The sequence below is a fragment of the uncultured Maricaulis sp. genome, from assembly GCF_963976135.1.
Taxonomy (GTDB): domain Bacteria; phylum Pseudomonadota; class Alphaproteobacteria; order Caulobacterales; family Maricaulaceae; genus Maricaulis.
This window is the reverse complement of sequence record NZ_CAXBKN010000054.1, coordinates 1-21,281: the sequence shown is the minus strand read 5'-3', so window position 1 is coordinate 21,281 and position 21,281 is coordinate 1. Positions and strand designations below refer to the sequence as shown.

At 62.3% G+C, this 21,281-nt stretch carries 15 protein-coding genes and 1 pseudogene; 5 read left to right on the top strand and 11 right to left on the bottom strand.

Annotated features, from left to right (window positions below; genetic code table 11):
- Nucleotides 1–1,136: pseudogene (locus AAC023_RS08810) on the top strand (bifunctional aspartate kinase/diaminopimelate decarboxylase); the annotation flags it as partial.
- Here AAC023_RS08810 and AAC023_RS08805 read toward each other — a convergent pair.
- Nucleotides 1,133–1,654 (bottom strand): TlpA family protein disulfide reductase, encoded by a 522-nt coding sequence (locus AAC023_RS08805; protein WP_339740257.1) that lies wholly within the window; start codon nucleotides 1,652–1,654, stop codon nucleotides 1,133–1,135. The pseudogene AAC023_RS08810 and the gene AAC023_RS08805 sit on opposite strands and share 4 nt — an antisense overlap.
- A gap of 85 nt (nucleotides 1,655–1,739) precedes the next feature.
- A complete protein-coding gene (locus AAC023_RS08800) occupies nucleotides 1,740–2,462 on the bottom strand; it encodes a hypothetical protein (protein WP_339740255.1) in 723 nt (240 codons plus the stop codon).
- A 95-nt stretch (nucleotides 2,463–2,557) separates the two neighbouring features.
- On the opposite strand from AAC023_RS08800, the gene AAC023_RS08795 reads away from it, so the two are divergent.
- Nucleotides 2,558–3,115: a MarR family transcriptional regulator gene (locus AAC023_RS08795; protein WP_339740253.1), complete on the top strand. Its 558-nt coding sequence runs from the start codon at nucleotides 2,558–2,560 to the stop codon at nucleotides 3,113–3,115.
- A gap of 161 nt (nucleotides 3,116–3,276) precedes the next feature.
- Here AAC023_RS08795 and AAC023_RS08790 read toward each other — a convergent pair whose 3' ends face one another.
- From AAC023_RS08790 to putA, 4 genes are all read right to left on the bottom strand, one after another.
- On the bottom strand, nucleotides 3,277–4,308 hold the full coding sequence (locus AAC023_RS08790; protein ID WP_339740251.1) for a ribonucleotide-diphosphate reductase subunit beta: 1,032 nt from the start codon (nucleotides 4,306–4,308) through the stop codon (nucleotides 3,277–3,279).
- 125 nt (nucleotides 4,309–4,433) lie between these two features.
- Nucleotides 4,434–5,252 (bottom strand): lipid A-modifier LpxR family protein, encoded by an 819-nt coding sequence (locus AAC023_RS08785; protein WP_339740249.1) that lies wholly within the window; start codon nucleotides 5,250–5,252, stop codon nucleotides 4,434–4,436.
- A gap of 229 nt (nucleotides 5,253–5,481) precedes the next feature.
- Nucleotides 5,482–7,386: a ribonucleoside-diphosphate reductase subunit alpha gene (locus AAC023_RS08780; protein ID WP_339740247.1), complete on the bottom strand. Its 1,905-nt coding sequence runs from the start codon at nucleotides 7,384–7,386 to the stop codon at nucleotides 5,482–5,484.
- Nucleotides 7,387–7,662: 276 nt separating this feature from the next.
- The gene (gene putA, locus AAC023_RS08775) at nucleotides 7,663–10,806 is read right to left on the bottom strand and encodes a bifunctional proline dehydrogenase/L-glutamate gamma-semialdehyde dehydrogenase PutA (protein ID WP_339740245.1); all 3,144 of its coding nucleotides are present in this window, start codon (nucleotides 10,804–10,806) and stop codon (nucleotides 7,663–7,665) included.
- Nucleotides 10,807–11,242: 436 nt separating this feature from the next.
- Here putA and AAC023_RS08770 point away from each other — a divergent pair, with 436 nt between their 5' ends.
- Nucleotides 11,243–12,412 (top strand): glycosyltransferase family 1 protein, encoded by a 1,170-nt coding sequence (locus tag AAC023_RS08770; protein WP_339740243.1) that lies wholly within the window; start codon nucleotides 11,243–11,245, stop codon nucleotides 12,410–12,412.
- Nucleotides 12,413–12,545: 133 nt separating this feature from the next.
- Here the strand turns inward: AAC023_RS08770 and AAC023_RS08765 are convergent, their stop codons facing one another.
- The 4 genes from AAC023_RS08765 to phnC form a co-directional block, all read right to left on the bottom strand.
- Nucleotides 12,546–13,601, bottom strand: coding sequence for a substrate-binding domain-containing protein (locus tag AAC023_RS08765; RefSeq protein ID WP_339740241.1), 1,056 nt, complete (start codon nucleotides 13,599–13,601; stop codon nucleotides 12,546–12,548).
- 61 nt (nucleotides 13,602–13,662) lie between these two features.
- Nucleotides 13,663–14,865 (bottom strand): porin, encoded by a 1,203-nt coding sequence (locus tag AAC023_RS08760; RefSeq protein WP_339740239.1) that lies wholly within the window; start codon nucleotides 14,863–14,865, stop codon nucleotides 13,663–13,665.
- 253 nt (nucleotides 14,866–15,118) lie between these two features.
- Nucleotides 15,119–17,125 (bottom strand): phosphonate ABC transporter, permease protein PhnE, encoded by a 2,007-nt coding sequence (gene phnE / locus AAC023_RS08755; RefSeq protein WP_339740237.1) that lies wholly within the window; start codon nucleotides 17,123–17,125, stop codon nucleotides 15,119–15,121.
- A complete protein-coding gene (phnC, locus tag AAC023_RS08750) occupies nucleotides 17,122–17,919 on the bottom strand; it encodes a phosphonate ABC transporter ATP-binding protein (protein WP_339740235.1) in 798 nt (265 codons plus the stop codon). The genes phnE and phnC overlap by 4 nt, the downstream gene beginning before the upstream one ends.
- A 69-nt stretch (nucleotides 17,920–17,988) precedes the next feature.
- On the opposite strand from phnC, the gene AAC023_RS08745 reads away from it, so the two are divergent.
- Nucleotides 17,989–18,471 carry an A24 family peptidase gene (locus AAC023_RS08745; RefSeq protein ID WP_339740233.1) on the top strand — a complete coding sequence of 161 codons (483 nt, stop codon included), beginning with the start codon at nucleotides 17,989–17,991 and terminating at the stop codon, nucleotides 18,469–18,471.
- Between the two features lie 427 nt (nucleotides 18,472–18,898).
- On the opposite strand, the gene AAC023_RS08740 is transcribed toward AAC023_RS08745, so the two are convergent.
- Entirely contained in the window at nucleotides 18,899–20,437 is a 1,539-nt protein-coding gene (locus tag AAC023_RS08740) for a hypothetical protein (protein WP_339740231.1), read from the bottom strand.
- A gap of 342 nt (nucleotides 20,438–20,779) precedes the next feature.
- Here AAC023_RS08740 and AAC023_RS08735 point away from each other — a divergent pair, with 342 nt between their 5' ends.
- Nucleotides 20,780–20,947, top strand: coding sequence for a hypothetical protein (locus AAC023_RS08735; protein WP_339740229.1), 168 nt, complete (start codon nucleotides 20,780–20,782; stop codon nucleotides 20,945–20,947).
- Nucleotides 20,948–21,281 lie beyond the last annotated feature (334 nt).

Sequence of the window (21,281 nt, the reverse complement as noted above, 5' to 3'; positions counted from 1 at the left end):
CGGGACCGGCCGCCTGGTGGCGAAGCAAGCGCGACGCGCTGCTGGCACTGTGCCCACAGGACGCCCCGCTCTATGTCTATGATCTGGAGACCGTCCGCGCGCGCGCCGAGGCCGTCGCCAGCCTGCCGCATCTGGACCGCGGCTGGTATGCGATGAAGGCCAATGGCCATCCCGATGTCATCCGCACCGCGGTCGCTGCCGGTCTGGGCGTCGAATGCGTCTCGATCGGCGAGGTTTACGCGGCGATGGCGGCCGTGCCGGACCTGCCCGTGGACCGCATCCTGTTCACGCCGAATTTCGCGCCGCGCGCCGAATATGCCGAAGCACTTGAACTGGGCGTCCACCTCACGCTGGACGGGCTGCACCCGCTGCGCCACTGGCCGGAGATTTTCGCCGGCGCTGAGATCACGCTGCGGATCAATCCCCAGCGCCCGGAAGGCCATCACAAACATGTCCGCACCGCCGGTCCCGACGCCAAATTCGGCCTGCATGCCGATGAATTGCCCGAGGGCATCGAGCTGGCGGCAAAAGCCGGCGCCAAAATCATTGGCCTGCACGTCCATTCCGGCAGCGGCATCAGCGATCCCGACCACTGGCGCCGGGTCGGCGTCTTCCTGGCAGACACGGCCCGCGCCCTGCCCGATGTGCGCATTCTCGATCTCGGCGGCGGCCTGGGTGTCGACGAGGCCTCCGGCGCGCGCCGCATCGACATGGAGGCGCTCGGTGCCGTGCTGACCGATCTGCACACCGCCTTCCCGCACTACCGGTTCTGGCTCGAGCCGGGCCGTTTCATCATCGCCGAGGCCGGCGTGCTGCTGGCCCGCGTCACCCAGCTGAAACAGACCCCGGATGCGCGCTTTGTCGGTATCAATGCCGGCATGAACAGCCTGATCCGCCCCGCCCTCTACGGCGCAAGACACGAGATCTTCAACCTGACCCGTCTCGACGCTGCGCCGGCCTTCATCGCCGACATCGTCGGCCCGATCTGCGAAACCGCCGACCGCATGGGCGCCCAGCGCCTGCTGCCGGAGACCCATGAGGGCGATGTGTTTCTGATCGCCAATGGCGGCGCCTACGGCCGGGTGATGGCGTCAAGCTATAATATGCGGGAGCCGGCGGGCGAGGCGGTGATCTAGGGGGGAGGCACGCAGCCCGCGGCCTGCGACTCGACTTCGGGCAGGCGTGCGGCCTCGGCCATCAGGGCACCGATCTGGGCGCCAAGCCGGAGGTCCTCGACCGAGCCGAAATGCTGTGCCCGGCGGCGGCCGAGCTGGTCGATCAGGACCAGGGTCGGCGTGCCCTGCATCTGATAGGCATTCATGGTCTGGGGCAAGATGCCGTCACCGCCCTGGGCATCGATTCCGACGGGGAAATCAAAGCGGTATTCATGCAGGAAGGCCTCCAGGGCGACACGGCTGCCCTGGGCCTCGTAATGTTCGAACACGGTGTGCAGTCCGATTACCATGACATCTTCCGGGGCGAAGGCGGCGGCGATGCGGCGCGCCTGCGGCAGACCGTGACTGACGCAGCCGGGGCAGAGCATCTGGAACGCCTCGAGCACGATGATCCGGCCTTTCAGAGCCTCCAGACTCAATGCCTGCGGCGTATTGAGCCAGTCGGATATCTGCCATGGCGGTGCGGGTCTGAGTTTCATATCGGGCCTCGTCGTGAGCGAGCCGCGCCGACGCAGCAGCGGCAAGGGACCGGCGGCCGGATTACACCGGCCGCCGGCCGTTTTGTCAGTGCGGGTCGTCGGCCATGATCACACCCGGCAGGGAGAGATCACCCGAGGCGATATCATGCACCCCGGAGACACAGAGCAGCGGCGCGGCGCCGGCATCATTGACGTGCAGGCTGGCCGTGACGCCGTCGAAACCGGCGGTTTCGCCATCGGCCAGCGGCACGGTGATGCGGGCGACATGGCCATCGATCACCGGGCTCATGCCGGGGCTGTCGAGGGCAATCGGCAGCATCGGCGCTGTTGCCGGCAACAAATCCTGGCCCGGCGCAACATCACGCACCTTGAGCCCGGCACCGCAGGCCTCGTCCGGCGTCAACACCACCCAATGGGAGTGCCAGCCGGCGCCGTCATTGGCCGGATCACCGTCGCCATTCTCGTCGAATAACGGTGTGTCGTCGAAATCGGGATGCGCCGTAATCGCCAGAGCGAGAATGCCTGATCCGGCATCGAAGCCGACAACCGCCGGATCGAGACTGGTCGGCCAGACATAGGCTTCGGCATTGGCCCCGGCGAGCTGACCGGTCGCTTCCGGCGTGACACTGCCGGCCAGACCGGCGACTTCCATCATGAAGGTGACGAGGCGGCCATCGGTGGTCGCCGTCACGCGGGTGATGTCGAAGGCCGGCTCGATCGCCGGATCCTGCGGTGATTCAACGGGATGGGCATTGCCCGCGGCGGTAAGGGCGACCAGTGCGGCGCAAGCGAGAAGCGTGTGTTTCATGGTAATCTCCAAAAGGTATCGACTCGATGCCATTTAGCTATCCGATCTTGTCAAACGGCGCAAGTCGGTATTTAGTCGACACCATTGGAGGCGTAATGACGGCGGTGATGAATTATCTCGAACGGCTCAGCCGGTTGATGCTCAATGAGGGCCATGCCGCGGGGCTGAAGCCGGCGCAGTGGGAGGCCTTGCGCTACCTGGCTCTGGCGAACGGGTTTTCCCGCACGGCAGGCGGGCTCGGCGCCTATCTCGGCCTGACCAAGGGCACGGTGTCGCAAACGCTCAACGCGCTGGAGCGCAAGGGTCTGGTTGCGCGCAGCGCCGACGCGCAGGACCGGCGGCGCGTGCAGCTGGCGGTGACGCCGGCCGGGCGCGCCCTGATCGATCACGACCCGCTGTCCGAACTCTCCGATGTTATCGATCGATTGCCCGGGGCTGAACGCGACCGCCTGGCCGCCAGCCTCGAAACGGTACTGCGCGCCTGGCTGGCCCAGCGCGGCGGCCGCAGCTTCGCCGAATGCCGCACCTGCCACCATTTCCGCGCCCGCGACCCGCTCGGCGCGCCGCACTATTGCGCCCTGCTCAGCCAGCCCCTGCGCGAAGCCGACAGCGCGCAATTCTGCATCGAGCACGAGGCAGCTGCAGCCGGCTAGATGCCAGACCTGGTGACAAACCAGCCATATTCCCTCTCCGTGAGGAGAGGGTCCGGCAAAGCCGGGGGTGCGGCGGGTGAGCGCCAAGCTGGCAGGCGGCACCATTGCCCGCCTCATCCGCCCTTCGGGCACCTTCTCCTCACGGAGAAGGAGGGCCTCCCCTACTCCACAGCCTCCGCCTTCTTCGCCTTGCCCTGGTCGAACATGGACCAGACGCCCTCATCGCCGTGCCAATCGCCCTTGGTGGCGCCCTTGGAATACTCCGTGGCGCGGGCTTCGAAGAAATTCGCGTGTTCGACGCCATTGAGGATTTCCGACAGCCAGGGCAGCGGGTGTTTCTCGATATTGTAGATCTTGGGCAGGCCGAGCTGTTGCAGGCGCCAGTCGGCGATATAGCGGATATAGGTCTTGATATCGGCCGGGGTCATGCCCTCGACCTCGCCCATTTCGAAGGCGAGTTCGATGAATTTGTCTTCCAGCGCCACGACGGTGCGGCAGCACTCGACGATATCATCCTTGACCGCCTGGCTCAGCGCGCCGGTCTCCTCGGCGAAGGCGTGGAAGAGCTTGATCATGCCTTCGCAATGCAGGCTCTCATCGCGGATCGACCAGGTGACGATCTGGCCCATGCCCTTCATCTTGTTGAGACGCGGGAAATTCATCAGCATGGCGAAGGAGGCAAACAGCTGCAGGCCTTCGGTGAAGGCGCCGAACATGGCGACGGTGCGCAGGATGTCCTCATTGCTGTCGACACCGAATTTCTGCATGAAATCATGCTTATCGGCCATCGCCTTGTAGTCCATGAAGGCGGAGAACTCGCTGTCGGGCATGCCGATCGTCTCGAGCAGGAGCGCATAGGCCGCGATATGGATCGTCTCCATATTGGAGAAGGCCGAGAGCATCATCTTCACCTCGACCGGTTTGAAGACGCGCGCATAGCGCTCCATGTAATTATCGTTCACCTCGATGTCGGACTGGGTGAAGAAGCGGAAGATCTGGGTCAGCAGATTGCGCTCATTATCATTGAGCTTGGTCGCCCAGTCCTTGCAGTCCTCACCGAGCGGAACTTCTTCCGGCATCCAGTGAACCTGTTGCTGCTTCTTCCAGAAATCATGCGCCCAGGGATAGCGGAATGGCTTGTAGGCGTGGCTCAGGGTCATCAGACCCGGAATGTCAGCGGATTTCTCGGTCATGGCGGCTCACCTCAGGCAAATGGGAATCGGTTTCGACCCGACACACAACATATTGCGTCTGTGGTTAGCAAAACGTCTACAGCTAGATGCGGGCTGGACTCAGTTTGGCCGGGGAAAACTCAAGTCTACCAGCGCCAATTCACGGTCACGGCGCCGAAATTATCGCTCTCGCGAAACTTGTCGACCCCGACCACATAGCGATAATTGCGCTGCACATAGGCGAGTGAGAGATCGACCTCGCCGACGCGCATGGCGACACCGGCCTGGGCATCCCCGATGACTTCGCGTGATGTCATGTAGACCGCGCGGTTGAAGTCCATGCCCTGGGCGGGATCATACATGAGCGCCCGCCGGTCGGCGCCGGCGAACACATACCAGCTGGGATAATCATCGGCGAGATAGCGCCCGATACGAACCTCGGCACCGGCACCGGCGGCCGAGCCGTCGGGTCCGAGGCTGACCGCGGCGCGCGGGGTCAGCGAGACATCAAGCTGTTCGCCCTCGCCGCGCGACACGAAGGGCCGTTCGTAATTGACCGCAACAATGGTCTCATGGCCGGCCGGATCGACGACGACCGGTGAATGCTCGCCACGACCCGGCCGGGTAATCCCGAAACTCGCATCGCGGGCGGCATCATCGAGCACCGCCACCTGGATCGTACCGGCCGCGCCCATGTCGAATTGCGCCGCCGGCTGAACCGTCATGGCGGCAAAGGCGTCACGATCAGCCTGGCCGGAATTGAGCGCCAGCGCCGTCAATGCGACCCGCGCTGCGGGCGCCGAGAGCGGGCGCACCGAGGACTCAGCCGCAAACTGGCCCTGGATCATCTGGTTGGAGGAAGCCCATTCCGAGCGTGCCTGACCGGGCGTGGTCAGCACATAGCTCGCCCCGGAAAACGCGATTATGCCCGCGCAAAGCAATTGTGAATTTCGTCCCAGTCGCATCGCACTCTCCCCAGAAGCGATACAAGCAAAATCCAGGTGCCAATGCACCGGGATTCACCCTTAACGAGAATATTGTTAACGGGTTTCGCCGGGATGAGTCCACTCAATTGCCATGGCCCGGTTCGGTTTTCTCAAAAGACCGGCTGCCAGACCCGATCGAAAGCTGACATGGAAACGCCGGCGTCACCCAAGGAAACGCCGGCGTTTTCATAAGCTTGTGGTGCGGCACCTATTGGCAGGCGAGACATTCCTCGTAATCGGTCGGCGCCGCAGCCGCGAGCGATTCCTCGATATCGGACTTGTTTTGCGACCCGGCATAGGCCGTGCGCTGGACCGATTTGGAGCGGCAATAATACAGCGATTTCACGCCGCGCTCCCAGGCCGTCCAGTGCAGCATGTGCAGATCCCATTTATTGATATCGCCCGGCAGGAAGACATTGAGCGATTGCGACTGGCACACGAATGGTGTCCGGTCGGCAGCATGCTCGATCACCCAGCGCTGGTCGATTTCGAAGGCGGTCCGGAACAGCGCCTTCTCGTGCTCGTCGAGCGCGTCGAGATGCTGGACCGAGCCTTCATGCTCGAGGATGGAGGACCAGGTTTCCGGCTCATTGATACCCTTGGCCTCGAGCAGGGCCTCCAGTTGCGGATTCTTCACCGTGGTCGAACCGGACAGGGTCTTGTGGGTATAGACATTGGCCGGGATCGGCTCGATGCCGGCGGAGACACCGCCGCAAATGATCGAGATCGAGGCGGTCGGCGCGATCGCCAGCTTGTGCGAGAAACGCGCCTTGACGCCATTTTCTTCGGCATCGCGGCAGGCACCGCGCTCTTCGGCCAGAACCACGGAAGCGGCATCGGCATGGGTGCGGATATGCTTGAACATCTTCATGTTCCAGGACTTCGCCATCGCCGATTCAAACGGGGCATTCATCTGCTGCAGGAAGGTATGGAAACCCATCAGGCCGAGACCGACCGAACGCTCGCAGATCGCCGAATAGACAGCCCGGTCCATTTCCGGCGGTGCGCGATCGATGAAGTCCTGCAGCACATTGTCGAGGAAACGGAAAATATCCTCGATGAAGGTCGGATCATCCTTCCATTCGAGATATTTGGTCGCGTTCAATGAAGACAGGCAGCACACGGCGGTGCGGTCCTTGCCGTGATGGTCGAAACCGGTCGGCAGCATGATTTCCGAACACAGATTGGACTGGCGCACCTTCAGGCCCAGCTTGCGCTGGTGAGCCGGCAGGTTGTTATTCACCGTGTCGGAGAAAATGATATAGGGCTCGCCGGTCTGCAGGCGCAGCTCCATCACTTTTTGCCAAAGCTTGCGCGCATTGACGGTTTTGACGACTTCCTTGCTCTTCGGCGAGAGCAGTTCGAACTCGAGATCATCACGCACCGCTTCCATGAAGGCATCGGTGATGTTGAGGCCGTGATGGAGATTGAGCGATTTGCGATTGAAATCGCCGGACGCCTTGCGGATTTCGAGGAATTCCTCGATTTCCGGATGGTGGATGTCGAGATAGACGGCGGCCGATCCGCGGCGCAGCGAACCCTGGGAGATGGCCAGGGTCAGGCTGTCCATCACGCGGATGAAGGGAATGATGCCGGAGGTCTGGCCATTGACGCCGATCTTCTCGCCGATCGAGCGGACATCGCCCCAATAGGTGCCGATGCCGCCGCCATTGGAGGCGAGCCAGACATTTTCCGTCCAGGTGCCGACAATGTCGTCGAGGCTGTCGCCAACTGAATTGAGGAAGCAGGAGATCGGCAGGCCGCGCTCGGCGCCGCCATTCGACAGCACCGGTGTGGCCGGCATGAACCAGAGATTCGAAATATAATCATACAGACGCTGGGCATGCTCGGCATCGTCAGCATAGGCCGTCGCGACGCGGGCAAACATGTCCTGATAGCTCTCGCCCGGCAGCAGATAGCGGTCTTCCAGCGTACGCTTGCCGAACTCGGTCAGCAGGGCATCGCGGCTGCGGTCGATCCGGATCGATTCCACCACGCGAAGATGCGCTGCCGTATTGTTTTTCGGCTGCCCGCGACGGGGTGTACGGACGATGTCCGCGCCGCTGTCTAACGTGCGGCTGGTGGCCGAATCCGGTGGCGTCATGGTGGTCATACTCCTCAACTCCGAGACAATTCTTCCCTGCGGTGCGCGGAAATCGATTCGCGTACCCGGCAGGCCCGAATGGCCGGAAAATCCTGTATAGTGTGCCGCTGTCTCCAGCCGACCCAACATATAGTGGATCAACCTTTGCCCCGCGGTCAACGGTGCATGCGGGTCGAAAGTGGTTTTTTTAGTTAATGACCGATTAATGACGGACACAAGCCGACACACCCGGTTAATCTATCGGACACCTTTCATTAGCAGGTCTTAAAACCGCTTAAGACCTGTTCAGGAAAGATTGAGCAATTCCGGGTCGCCGCCCTGGGCCGCGATATTGACGGTGACCACCCGTTCACCGGCGAACCGGTGCAGATAGTGCGGCCCGCCAGCCTTTGGCCCGGTACCCGACAAGCCCTCCCCGCCGAAGGGCTGAACCCCGACAACGGCGCCGGTCATGGACCGATTGACGTAAACATTGCCGGCCGGTACCGCGGCCTGGATTTCCCTGTGGAAAGACTCCAGCCGCGAGTGAATGCCGAGGGTCAGACCATAGCCCTTCGATGCCAGGGCGGCGGCGATATCGTGCAACTGGTTCCGCTTGTATCGGATGACGTGCAGAATCGGACCGAACACTTCGCGTTCGAGCAGATCGACCGAGGGCAATTCCACCAGCGCCGGGCCGAAATAACAGCCGGTCTCGCCCCAGATGCCGGAATCGAGATGGCGGATCACCGTGCCCTGGGCTTCCATTCTTTCCATGTGGCGCAGCAGGATCTCGCGCGCCTCACCATCAATCACCGGTCCGATATCGGTTGCCGGGTCGGCCGGGTCGCCAATCGCCAGCTCGTCCATCGCGCCGGCCAGCGCCTTGATGGTCGCATCGGCATTGTCCTCGGGCACCAGAAGAATGCGCAGGGCCGAACAGCGCTGTCCGGCCGAGCCGAAGGCGGACAGCGTCGCATCATCGACCACTTGCTCGCGCAGGGCCGTGGTGTCGACGAACATCGCATTGAGCCCGCCTGTCTCGGCGATCAACGGCCCGATGGCGCAATCCCGTGCTGCCAGCGAACGATTGATCATGCGCGCGACATCGGTCGAACCGGTGAAGGCCACGCCCGCCGTGCGTGGATCATTGGTCAAGGACGCCCCGACGCTCTCGCCGCGTCCCGGCAGGATGTGCAGGACATCGACTGGCAGGCCGGCCTCAAAGAAGAGCCGTGCCGCTTCATGCGCGATCAGCGGCGTCTGTTCCGCCGGTTTGGCGATCACCGCATTGCCCGCCGCCAGGGCGGCCGCGAGCTGGCCGGTGAAGATGGCCAGCGGGAAATTCCACGGACTGATACAGACGAAGACACCGCGCCCCTTCAGGCCGAGATGATTGGTCTCGCCTGCCGGTCCGGGCAGACGCACCGGCGCGTCGAATTCGCGCTCGGCCTGGGCGGCATAATAACGGCAGAAATCGGCCGCCTCGCGCAATTCGGCGACGCCATCGGCCAGGGTCTTCCCAGCCTCGCGCGCCATCAGCGCCAGGAAGCGATCACCATCGGCCTCCAGCGCATCGGCCATCTGGCGCAGGATCCTGCCGCGGACCTTGCCGCCGCGCGCATCCCAGATTCGCTGGGCCGCCACGGCCAGTTCGAAGGCGGCGTCAATGTCCTCGGTCGTCGCTTCCAGCACGGTCCCGACAATGCGCGAACGGTCAACGGGGCTGGTGACCGGCAATTCCTGGCCGGCCCGAGCGGCGCCGCCGAGGCGGGCAATCCCGCCGATCAGCGGCGCAGAGATGATCGGCCCGGCTGCGTCGAGCGCTTCGACCGCCCGTGCGATCCGCGCGCGCACCGCGCTCTGCGACAGATCGATCCCGGCCGAATTGGCGCGCTCCTCGCCATAAAGCTCCATCGGGGTGGCGATGGCTGGGTGACGCGCTGATGGCGTGCGCGCGCCGAACGGTCCGCTGGCGACATCCTCGGCCGGCACGTCCGGATCGAGGAAGGAGTGGACGAAGGAGGTATTGGCGCCGTTTTCCAGCAGACGCCGCACCAGATAGGGCAAGAGGTCTTCATGGCTGCCAACCGGCGCATAGACCCGCACCGCGCCCTCGCCATAGGCTTCTTCGGCGGCCAGGTAGAGCGCTTCGCCCATCCCGTGAAGACGCTGGAATTCATAGCTCTCGACGCCAGCCTGTTCGGCCAGTTCCCGCACGGCGCACAGGGAGTGGGCGTTATGGGTGGCGAACTGGCCATAAATCGCATCCGGGGCCGCCAGTATGGCGCGGGCACAGCCGAGAAAGTTGAGATCGGTCGCCGGCTTGGTGGTCCAGACCGGAAAGTCGGGCCAGCCCATCTGGTGCGCCAGCTTGATCTCGGTATCCCAGTAGGCGCCCTTGACCAGACGCACGAGCAGGCGGCGTCCGGTGGCCCGGCCGAGCGCGATCAGCCGCTCGATCACCAGCGGCGCGCGTTTCTGATAGGCCTGGACAGCGAGACCCAGCCCGCCCCAGCCTTCCAGCTCCGGTTCCCCCGCCAGCCGCTCGAATAATTGCAGGCTGAGCACCAGGCGGTCGCTTTCCTCGGCATCGAAGCAGAGGCTGATATCCTGGGCCTTGGCGGCACGGGCCTGTTCGAGCAGGAGCGGGTAGACCTCGGCCATGACCCGCTCGCTCTGCACCGCATGGAAGCGCGGATGCAGGGCGGAAATCTTCACCGAAACACCATGCACCTGCTCGATCGGGCCGGTCCCCCGGGCGGCGCCCACCACGTCGATCGCGTCGAGATAGCGCTGCTGGTAGCGCGCCGCATCGGCGGCTGAACGGGCGCCTTCGCCGAGCATGTCGAATGAACACAATGTACTGCCAGCCTTGCGGCCGCGCTTGAGCGCTTCCTTGATGGTGCGGCCAAGCACGAATTGCTCACCCATGATCCGCATGGCCTGCATCACGGCGGCGCGAATGACCGGCTCACCGAGTTTTTGCGTCATCTTGCGCAGATAGAGCGAGGGATTCTTGCGGGCTTCCGGATCGATCTCGATCAGCCCGCCCGTCATCATCAGCCCCAGGGTCGAGGCATTGACGAGCCAGCTCTCCGACTTGCCGGCATGGCCGACCCAGTCGCCGCCGGAAATCTTTTCCGCAATCAGCCGGTCAGCCGTGGCGGCATCGGGCACGCGCAGCAGCGCCTCGGCCAGGCACATCAGGGCCAGGCCCTCACGATTGGACAGGCCGAATTCCTGCAGGAAGGATTCCATCAGCCCGCGATTGCGGCTTGAGCTGCGGGCGCGTTGAACCAGCTTGACGGCAGCCGTCTGAATACGCGCCTGGGCCTCGGCACTCAGCCCGGTGCGTTCAGCGAGGTGGATGACCGATTCGTTCTCATCAGCGAATTTGATCGCGTCGAGGCTGTCCCAGTTGATGCTGTCGCGAGGCTGTGTGTTCAAGGCGGGCTCTCCATTGCCGGCCGGCCTGTATGACCTGCCAGGGAATGGGCGGAGAATGATGCGGGCTTTCCGGCGCGGCAAGCCCAGTCCTCTGTTTGTCCGCGCAAACCTGCCTGCAAGGCTTGATGCCGCCCGCGCCGCCTGGCCGGCGCCGGGATAAAAGCTTGCTTTGCGATCACTGATTCGCCCTGGACGAGGCCAAAAATCCCGCCATAAACCGGCGAAGGGAAGGATTCTTCACCTTGACCGCCACTGCTTTTCCAGCCCTCCTCCCCCCGCGCCCGGTACGGGATGCGTGGTGACAGCGCCGCCCCCGGCGGGCCAACCGCTATCGCCGCTTCATCGCCCGCAAATGCCCGCTATGCTGGGCAGCAGACAGGACGAGCCTGCCAGTGCCTGGCGCCGCCCGTAGCAAGAAGGCAGACAGATAAACGCGATGACCGATCAACCAGAACGCCCCGACGCCGAGATTGATGAAGACGAAGACGCCCTCGCGGCCGACTCGGACAATGGCTCTGATGACCAGCCGCAACGCATCATGCTGGTCACCGATGCCTGGGAGCCGCAGATGAATGGTGTCGTGCGCACCCTGTCGCGCACCGTCGCCGAATGCCGGGCCATGGGCCATGAGGTCGAGGTGATCCATCCGGGCCTGGGCTACAAGACCATGCCGCTGCCGACCTATCCGGAAATCCAGCTCGCCTTCGGTGCCCGCCGGGACATCGCCCGGCGCTTCAAGGAATTTGAACCGGAGGCGATTCACATTGCCACGGAAGGCCCGCTGGGCATGGCAGCGCGGGCCATTTGCGTGAAGTGGAAACTGCCCTTCACCACCAGCTATCACACCAAATTCCCAGAATATATCCATGCCCGTTTCCCGATCATACCGCTGGCGGCCGGCTATGCCTTCATGCGCTGGTTCCACAATGCCGGTGGCCGGATGATGGTGACGACGCCGTCCATGCGCGACGATCTCGCCGCGCGCGGTTTCAAGAATCTCACCCCCTGGGCGCGCGGCGTAGACACGGTGCAGTTCAATCCGGACAAGCGCCTCGTCGATGGCAAGGATGTCTATGAGGGGCTGGCGCGCCCGATCTGGGTCAATGTCGGACGCATCGCGGTCGAGAAGAATATCGAGGGCTTCCTCGAGCTCGACCTGCCCGGCACCAAGGTTGTGGTCGGCGACGGCCCGCAAAAGGAAATGCTGGCCGAGAAATACCCCGACACCGTCTTCCCCGGATCGAAATTCGGCGATGAGCTGGCGCGCTATTTCGCCGATGCCGATGTCTTCGTCTTCCCGAGCTGGACCGACACATTCGGCCTGGTCAATCTGGAAGCCATGGCCTGCGGGACCCCGGTTGCGGCCTTCCCGGCGCACGGCCCCAAGGACATCATTCCCGGTTCCGGCGGCGGCTTCATCAATGATGATCTGCGCCAGGCCTGTCTCGATTGCCTCGAAATCGACCGCGCCGCACCGCGCGCCCATGCCGAAAAACATTCCTGGCACCAATGCGCGATCGACTTCATCATCAATCTGAAACCCCAGCCCAAGCCGGAACGGCGCCGCTTCTGGCAGCGCCTGCGCCGCCGGCGCGTTGAAGACTAGGGCAGTTCTCGGAAAAACCGGGGACCGGTTTTGTGGTTCGAGAATGCGATCACTCAAGGATTGGCCAGAACAAGAAACGCCGCCCCGAGGGGCGGCGTTTTTCATTTCAGACCGTGACGCCGCGAGGCAGCGCCTATTCCGGCGCCTGCGTCATCGGGCTCAGCGTACGGGCAGCTTCGCCCATCGCGTCGCGCTCATCATCGGGCAGCGGGATCAGGCCACGATCCGTGAGATAGCCAAATTCGCCCCAGGCATCATCGGAGGTGAATTCACCGACATACTCAGCCAGGCCCGGCACGAGACCGGCATGCTGGTTTTTCACATAGAAGTAGAGCGAGCGTGACACCGGATAGGCTCCGGATGCGATATCCTCGAATTCCGGTGAGACGCCATCAATGATGGCGCCATGCAGGCGATCCGAATTCTGGTCGAGGAATGAGAAGCCGAACACACCGAAACCGTCCGGCGTATTCATCAGCGTCTGCACAATGGCGTTATCATTCTCGCCGGCATCGACCCATTTGCCGTCTTCGCGGATGCGGCTGGCAATGCTTTCGAAGCGGTCGCGATCGCTGTCCTTGAGCGCGTCCATACAGGCGATGCCTTCAGCGCCGCCCTGCATGGCCAGCTCGACGAAGGCGTCGCGGGTGCCGGAGGTTGGCGGCGGGCCAAAGACTTCAATGCGCTGCGCCGGCAGCGAGGCATCAATGTCCGACCAGCTGTTATAGGGATTGGCGACGAAGCTGGAGCAGCTGTCATCGGCAGGCACTTCAGCGGCCAGAGCCAGCCAGAGCTGGGTCAGGGTCACTTCCATCGGCGGATTGCCGTGATCGGCCGAGCCGAGCACGATACCGTCGAAGCCGATGCGCACTTCGGTGATCTCGCGCACGCCATTGGCCTGGCAGCGCTCATATTCGGAGGCCTGCATCCGCCGCGACGCATTGGTGATATCCGGCTGGTCCAGGCCGACACCGGCGCAGAACAGGCGGAAACCGCCGCCCGAACCGGTCGATTCGACGACCGGCGTGGAGAAGCGGGTCTTGGCACCGAAGGATTCGGCGACCGCCGTCGAGAACGGGAAGACCGTCGAGGAACCGACAATGCGGATCTGGTCGCGTTGCTGCGCCTGGGCGCCGGCGCCGAGGGCCAGGATTGCGGCGAGGGCCGCGAGGGGGGTGGTGAGTTTCATGCGTCTGTTTCCCTTTTCACTCAGAGAAGATGGTGCAGGATCGAACCTGAACCGATGATGTCTAGAAGTCCCACTGCACCCGGATTTGCGGCCCGGATACATCGGTATTGGCGGCGCCCGGCACGGCCAGTTCGCCGGTGACATAATTGGCCATGACGCGGAAATGATCCTCGACATACCAGTTGACGCCGAGCGTCCAGCTCGTCAGTTCGCCGGCCGCGACGTCATTCATGTCGGAATAATCGAACCGCGCCGCCAGTTCGACCGCGCCCATGCCGCCCTCCGAAACCGGGCTCGCCGGGCGGGTGCGGCTGAACGTGCCGCCGGAGGTGCTGTAGCTGCGTGTTTCGCCGGTCAGGAAATAGCCGAGATTGACGAAGGCGCTGGTGAAACGCGGGCTGGAAGCCGGCCCGTCGAGCGCCATCGTCATGTATTCGCCATGGGCGTGGAAGGGGCCGGAAACCGCCGCGGCCTCGAGGCCGATGAAGGTCGAGCTGCCGGCCTCGCCGAGAGCGCTCGCCGGGCGGAAATCGGCGCTGACGATACGGTCGGTCAGATGCGTGTTCGGACGCACCCGGACGCGTGTGCCGGCATCGCCGTAATCCATCTGCCGCAAGGAGGCGCCGAGATGGACCAGCAGATCGTCGCTATGGACGGGCAGATAGGTGACACGCGCCGCGAAAGCCGAGCTGTCGTCGAGCTCGAGGCTCTCGGACAGATCGCCCGGGCGGCCGCCATAAAGGCCGGCCTTGACGGTGTAATTATCGCCGCGATGCGCCAGCGCGACACCAACGCGGCGGTCGAGCGCGAACAGGTCGGTGCCGGCGCCTCGTTCCATGAAGGTGATATAGCGCGAGGAGGTCTGCTCCTCGAGCGAGTTCGGGGTTTTCATATGCCCGAGCAGAAGGTCGAAGCCGTCGCCGCGGAAGGTGAGATAGACGTCATTGGCGGCGATCTGATCGTTGATCAGATCGAATTCGGCGACATAGCCAATGCCGGAAAACTGGCCGGTGACGCCCAGGCGTGCGGTGCGGATTTCGCTGTCATCATAGGCGGTGGTGACGCCTGCACGGTCGAATTCGATATTCGCCGCGTCGAGATAGATCCGGCCCCTGAAGGTGAAGCTGTCACCGCTCCCGGCCTGGCTCCAGCTGGGCACACCGTCGAATTCCCAGCCGTTCGCATCGTCTGCGCGGGCAGAGGTCAGGCTGGTGGTGGATGCCAGTGCGGCCAATACAGTGCTCGCCAAAACGTGTTTCATCATCGGTCTTTCAATCCTGCTGGCCAAGACACCATCAGGATCGATGGTGTGGCGGTACAGTCGGGATGTGACATTCACGCGACTGTTCGGTGAATGTTGTTTCTCAACTTCGATAATTCTCGAATTGGCGATATTCCGAATGCATGACGCTTTTGCGACGGCTCGATGACATGTTTGTTTCAGCGTCGCCGGAACGAAAAAGGCCCGCAGCGCGATCGCGCTGCGGGCCCCTTGACTGGTTCTGCCGGCCGGCTCGTCAGAGCAGGCGTTTGCGCAGAAGCTGGGACATCATGTCGATCGCGCTGACGGCGAGAATGATGACAATGACGATTGCCGCGGTGCGCTGGTAATCGAAGGCGCGAACGGCCTCGAACAGGATCTGGCCGATACCGCCGGCACCGATCAGGCCCAGCACGGTCGCTGAACGCGCATTCGATTCGAAGCGGTAGAGACCGAAGGAGGTCCAGAGCGGTGCGACCTGCGGAATCACACCCCAGATCACCTCGTGCAGCGGCCGCGCTCCGGTGGCGCGTACGCCCTCGACGGGGCCATGATCGATCGCCTCGACGGCTTCGGAGAACAGCTTGGCGAGCACACCGGTCGTATGGATCGCGAGCGCCATCACCCCGGCCAGTGGTCCCAGTCCGACGGCGGCGATGAAGATCAGGGCGATGATCAGCTCATTGATCGAGCGGAACACATCCATCAGACGGCGCACCGGCTGCACCACCCAGGCCGGCGCAACATTGCGGGCGCTGAGCAGGCCAAAGGGGATTGCCGCGATGACGGCGATGAACGTGCCCCAGATCGCGATCTGGATCGTGATGATCATCTGCGGCACCGCTTCGGCAATGCCGGCGCGCAAATCGGTCCAGTAAGCCCCACGCGATGCGGCGCTGGAAATATCATCGGGGAAGAAGCCGGCGAGGAATTCCTGCATATCGCCGAAATTCTCGACCAGGAGATAACTGCGATCCATGTCGGCCGGATCGAAGCTCCAGACCAGGATAATGATCACGCCCGCGGCAATCAGCGCGTTGGCGAGGCGTTCGGTCAGGGGCAGTTTCGGTCCCGGTCCACGCGGTGCGCCGGCCCAGAGCAGACCCGCCAGCAACAGCGCGGCCAGGAAGACCAGACCGCCCACGAGCGGCCAGTTGCGCGCCGGCTCGGCTTCATGCTCGCCGCCATTGCCGGCCTGGCCGGTCGCACTCGACAGGCTGACGAGTTCGCTATTGCCGGCCTCGACCGCGGCGAGCCGGGCTTCAAGCTCGGCCACGCGCGTCGCGCGCTCTTGCTCGGTCAGATCGGTATTATTGCGGGCCAGGATGAGATCGCGGACGATTTCCAGCTGCACGATCGGGTCGAGATGGGAATTGGAGGCGGGCAGGAAGAGGCCGAAGAAAAGCGGTTCGAGCACGGCACGCGCCGCGGCGATCTCTTCCGGCGTGCCGCGGCGGCCGTAATTCATGAAGAAGGATTGCAGCCGCAGCTTGGCCTCTTCATCGAGATCATTGCGCCAGATGATCGGATCCGTACCGATCGATGGCGAGGTCCAGACCACGCGGATGCGGTCGGCAATCTCGGGGCGCGAACCGTGCAACACGGTCAGGCTGGTGGTGTTATTGGTCCCGACATCAATCAGGCCATTGGCGACGGCGACGGCATTGGCCTCGTGATTGGCATTGCGCACCGAGTTGAAGCATTCCGCCGGGTCGATATTGCGCGGCGCGAAAATGAAGGCCGATGGCACGAGATAGCCGGAGGTCGAATTGGGATCGCCCATGCCGAAATCGAGCGAACGGTCACAGGTCAGGACGTCATCGAGCGTGTAGATATCGCTGTCGGCCGGCACGATGAGGACGGAATTATAGCCCTCACTGCCATCGGGATAGGTAGCCTTGGCGAAGACTTCACCATCGGCGAGGCGCACGGCCTGCAGGCCGGAAAAATTGGAAAACCAGGCGAATTGCACGCTGTTATAGCGCATGCCCTGGATCATGCCGGCATAGTCGGAGGCATAGAAGGGCTGGATATCATAGCCCGTCCATTCCGACATCGCATCGATCAGGGGCTGCCAGTTGGCCGACTGGTTCGACGAGGATTCGGTCGCGATAATGCCGAAATTCAACGTCCCGCGCGACGCGGCCGGACCGGAAGCGGAAGCATCATCGGCATCCGGCGTCGCTGCCGGCGCACAGGCCGCCAGCATCAGACCGAGACCCGTGACCAGCGCACGCAAGCTCTTTGTTACCCAGCCGCTCATGCGTCATCTCCCCCGTAGAAGGCCTGCTCATACTCAGGGCCGTAGATCTCGATCAGCTTTTCCTGGGTCAGTTCCAGGCTGGGGCCGTCAAACACGATACGGCCCTTGTTGAGCGCCACGACGCGGTCGCAAAACTGGCGCGCATAATCGACCTGGTGCAGCGTCACGATGACGGTGAGATTATCCTTGCGGTTCAGCTCGCGCAGCAATTCCATCACCGTGCGGGCCGAGACCGGGTCAAGCGAGGCGATCGGCTCGTCGGCGAACAGCACTTCGGCGCCCTGCACCAGGGCGCGGGCGATGGCGCCGCGTTGCTGCTGGCCACCGGACAGGTTGGAGGCGCGCCGCGCCGCAAAGCCGGCAATGCCGACGCGCTCGAGCGCATCCATGGCTTTCTGCTTGTCGGCCATCGGGAAAATCCCGAGCGCACCGCGCCAGGCCGGGATGCGGCCGAGGGCGCCGATCAGCACATTGCCAAACAGCGACAGGCGGCCGACCAGGTTGAATTGCTGGAAGATGAAACCGAGATGGGCGCGGTGCTCACGGACGCCGGAGCTGACCTTGCCCTTCGATTGCATGCGATGGCCGAGCACCGAGACCGGTCCGCTATCAGAATCGGCGGTCTGCAGCGCGGCAGCGACGCGCAACAAGGTGGATTTACCGGAGCCGGACGGCCCGATCAAACCGACCATTTCGCCCCGCCCGACGGAGAGGCTGACATGGTCGAGCGCTTTGGTTTCGCCGAATGTCATTTTCAGATCTTCGGCGTGGAGCGCCAGAGCGGCGTCTGTCATATTGGGCGTCCCCCTGCTTGGTCCCGGCTTTGTGGCGTAAGGGCATGACACATTTGTGACAAGAGGAAGATGATGCTGATTCACGCTGCGACGCTATTTCTGCTCTGCGCGCTTGCGGCGCTGAGCCTGATAGACGCGCGTACACAAAGGCTTCCGGACGTTTTGACCCTGCCGCTCATCCTCGCGGGGATTGCAGTAAACGGACTGATTTTTTCTTCTCTCTGGACAGCCCTGGCCGGTGGGGCGCTCGGTTATGGCGCACTTGTGGCGCTGGAACTGGCCTATAGACGCTTTCGCGGCCGCGACGGACTCGGCCGCGGCGACGCCAAACTCCTCGCCGCCGGCGGCGCCTGGTGCGGCGCCTGGCTGCTGCCCTTCATCCTGCTCGCCGGCAGCGTCGGCGCGCTCGTCTATGTCGGACTGCTGGCGCTGGTGCGGCAGCGCGCACCGGACCCGACGCAACCGCTGCCGTTCGGGCCGTGGCTGGCGCTGGGCATCGCGCTGTGCTGGGTCTGGCGAGCTTATGGGCCGGGGCTGTTGCCGGGGATTTGACGGCATCGCCGACGCTTTCTCCCCGCCCCCGGCGGGGAAGTGGGCCCTGCGTAGCCTTGGCGAAGCAGGGGCCGATGGGGCCGCAGCCACAGGCTGCGGGGAGACGTTCGCGCCAGACGTGCCAGCGGCAATGCGTGAATCTGGGTCCCGGCCTGCGCCGGGATGACGATGAGGTTGGCGTTGAGTCAGAAACCCGCCCGCCCGGGCGAGGCCATCCCATAAACCCCTTGCCAGCCAAAGGGCCTCAAGGGCCAGGCGCGGTCAAGGGTGAAACCGCGAAGCGGCGCCCCCGGCGCCCTTGACCGCGTCTGGCCCCTGAGGCGGACTCTCGGCATGGGGTTTTGGGGTGGGGTGTGGGAGGGACGCGGCCCGGTCGAATCCAACGTGTCCCCACTTTTCGCGGGGATTGGACTCTATTCGCCCGCGCTCACACTGCATCACTATCTTTGTTTTGGTCGATAAATTCGTGCAGCGTCGCCATCCATTCCGCATTCCAAACAGGTTCCGTGTTGACCGGAAACTCGCTCGTAAGGTACGCGTCCAAGAAATCGGACCGACGATGACCTCGCGCTCTTTTCCCAAGGACTTCGTTCGCACCGTGCGAGGCTATGCTTTGAAGTAGCATTTCAAACACCTCGGCGCCGCACACCTCGACGGGAAAGCTCTTCATGATTTCCGGGTCAACACCCCTTTTTCTGAGGTACGCCCTGACGAATTGATCCGGATTCAAATTAGTCCGAATGTGATATATACTCCAATCGGCCAATGTCACAAAAATCGGATACACGTTCCCGAGAGGCGTCATATTTGGATACTCGCCATTCAAGTATCTATTTAGATTGACGTACATCTTTCCTATTTCTGTACCAATTTTTTCCAAATCCACCTCAAGAGAATCTGTTTTATTAATATCAAATTTCGCATTGTACGTTGGCTGCTTGGATTTGCACTCAACAAAGAGCGTGCACCCTTCGTGCTCAACGAGCCAATCTACTGTCCTAAATTCACCTCCAGTTTTTTTTATGCGCTTTTCAGGCGTCCTGTCGGCGTGAGGCAGCACCGCAGATATTACTTCACCGACGTAGCTCTCAAACGCGCCGCCGATCGCATCCGAGAACCCAATTCGACCCACAAATTGATAATACAAGCCATCCGTCATTCTTTTCAGGAACAAATAGGGAATTGGGCAAAATAAGCGCCGCCCCAACAGTTCAGAGAACAGCAACGGGCGCAGCAACAATGGGGAATATCGATATTCGTAATTGGCATCAAAATTGTGAATTGAATTAATTTCTTGTCTAGAATGTGAAATTGCACTCGAGAACATCATAGATATTTTATTTATGACTTTTGAATCAATTTTGAGATCAGAAATTTCTAGCGGAATTTTGATTGCCGTGTAATTTGCCCAAGTAGAAAGTAGTGCAAAACAAGTGACATAGAATTCGTTTGCAGAGCAGCCGAAGTCCTCCTGGATGAAAAGCTCAAGCCGTTTGTCGCTATATATCTTCCAATGTCGCGCGATCAGTGGGTGATTAAATTCGACCTGCCAAGGAAACTGACGGTGCGCAATGCGCTGTAACTCCCGAAGGACATCGACGCCATAATCCGAATATTCAGGTGTCAGTTCATTTGTGAATTTTCTAAGCAGATTTGTGAGATTGGAAATACTCCCCCACTCTCGAAATGGCTTATGAGCGAGGTATCCCGAGTGCCGGATCGCTTCGCGCAAAAACATCTCAAGCTCCCACGGATAAGGCATATAGCTGAGCTTGTTCTGCTTCCGACGAACCCGCTTCGACGGGAACCCGGGGAAAGTCTTCGGCACGTCATCAAGGTGATAGAACGTCGATAGATCATGCACTGTCTGCATGACCTCCTCGATATGGAATTGACTCATTTGGCGACAGAATTGCGCGTAGTTCCGCCTTGCGTCGCTGAGTTTTGGAATGGATGTTTTGGTCAATCGACGTCCCGCACCACTAGCCAACATATTCAATTGGCACCTATTCCAGCGCGCCCGTCAACTCAGTGGTGCGTTGAGCGCCTCCACAAGCTTGATGCTATATCTCCCAGCCAATCCAGCGACTCCTGAAACTCCGCCACCTTGTATGTGACCGATCTGCTAGGATGGTGATGTCTTCCGGGACAGCCTGTCTGGTGATGGCTCACCAGACAGGCGCTTTGACGGACGGGCCGTGGGCACCTGAGGCATTGCCGGCCTGTGGAGAAGCAAGGCCGCCGTCACAGTTTCACCGACCCGGATAGTTGCAGGGACGTAGAGGTCCGCAAGCACAAGGAGGGGTTTATGAAACACGCGGAAGATAACACAAGCGTCGCGGGAATCGATATTGCCAAGACGCATCTGGATGTGGCGCTGTACGGACGTCCTTGCGTCAGGCGCTTCAAGCCTGACGGGCCGGGCCTGCGTCGGCTGGTTGACTGGCTGGCCGGTCAGGGCGTGTGCCGTAAATAAATGGTGAAATAAATGGTGACAGGCACCCATTTCCGCGAGCCAAGCATCCACAAGATCGCTTGAATCTCCAACCCCGCCGCGGCCTGCACCGGGCGGGGTCCGGCCGCTCGCGCCGCCTCAACCAACAGTAAAACATCAATTTTTGTCATCCCTGACCCTCGCTTTCGCGAGGGCAGGCGGATGCCCGGACGCGAAGCGGTCCGGGCGCAGGTCAGGGACCCAGACGCCCGACGGCCGGTGCTTGCGCGGGCGGGCCACTCCAGATGGAGTCGCGATGGCGGTTCTGGGTCCCTGTGTGTCGTGGATGGGGTAGAATGACTGCGCGAAGGAGGCC

Excerpts from the sequence above, each read along its gene's own strand:
- AAC023_RS08805 (WP_339740257.1), bottom strand. The coding sequence starts at position 1,654 with ATGAAACTCAGACCCGCACCGCCATGGCAGATATCCGACTGGCTCAAT.
- AAC023_RS08800 (WP_339740255.1), bottom strand. The coding sequence starts at position 2,462 with ATGAAACACACGCTTCTCGCTTGCGCCGCACTGGTCGCCCTTACCGCC.
- AAC023_RS08795 (WP_339740253.1), top strand. The coding sequence starts at position 2,558 with ATGACGGCGGTGATGAATTATCTCGAACGGCTCAGCCGGTTGATGCTC.
- AAC023_RS08790 (WP_339740251.1), bottom strand. The coding sequence starts at position 4,308 with ATGACCGAGAAATCCGCTGACATTCCGGGTCTGATGACCCTGAGCCAC.
- AAC023_RS08785 (WP_339740249.1), bottom strand. The coding sequence starts at position 5,252 with ATGCGACTGGGACGAAATTCACAATTGCTTTGCGCGGGCATAATCGCG.
- AAC023_RS08780 (WP_339740247.1), bottom strand. The coding sequence starts at position 7,386 with ATGACCACCATGACGCCACCGGATTCGGCCACCAGCCGCACGTTAGAC.
- AAC023_RS08770 (WP_339740243.1), top strand. The coding sequence starts at position 11,243 with ATGACCGATCAACCAGAACGCCCCGACGCCGAGATTGATGAAGACGAA.
- AAC023_RS08765 (WP_339740241.1), bottom strand. The coding sequence starts at position 13,601 with ATGAAACTCACCACCCCCCTCGCGGCCCTCGCCGCAATCCTGGCCCTC.
- AAC023_RS08760 (WP_339740239.1), bottom strand. The coding sequence starts at position 14,865 with ATGATGAAACACGTTTTGGCGAGCACTGTATTGGCCGCACTGGCATCC.
- phnE (WP_339740237.1), bottom strand. The coding sequence starts at position 17,125 with ATGAGCGGCTGGGTAACAAAGAGCTTGCGTGCGCTGGTCACGGGTCTC.
- phnC (WP_339740235.1), bottom strand. The coding sequence starts at position 17,919 with ATGACAGACGCCGCTCTGGCGCTCCACGCCGAAGATCTGAAAATGACA.
- AAC023_RS08745 (WP_339740233.1), top strand. The coding sequence starts at position 17,989 with ATGATGCTGATTCACGCTGCGACGCTATTTCTGCTCTGCGCGCTTGCG.
- AAC023_RS08735 (WP_339740229.1), top strand. The coding sequence starts at position 20,780 with ATGAAACACGCGGAAGATAACACAAGCGTCGCGGGAATCGATATTGCC.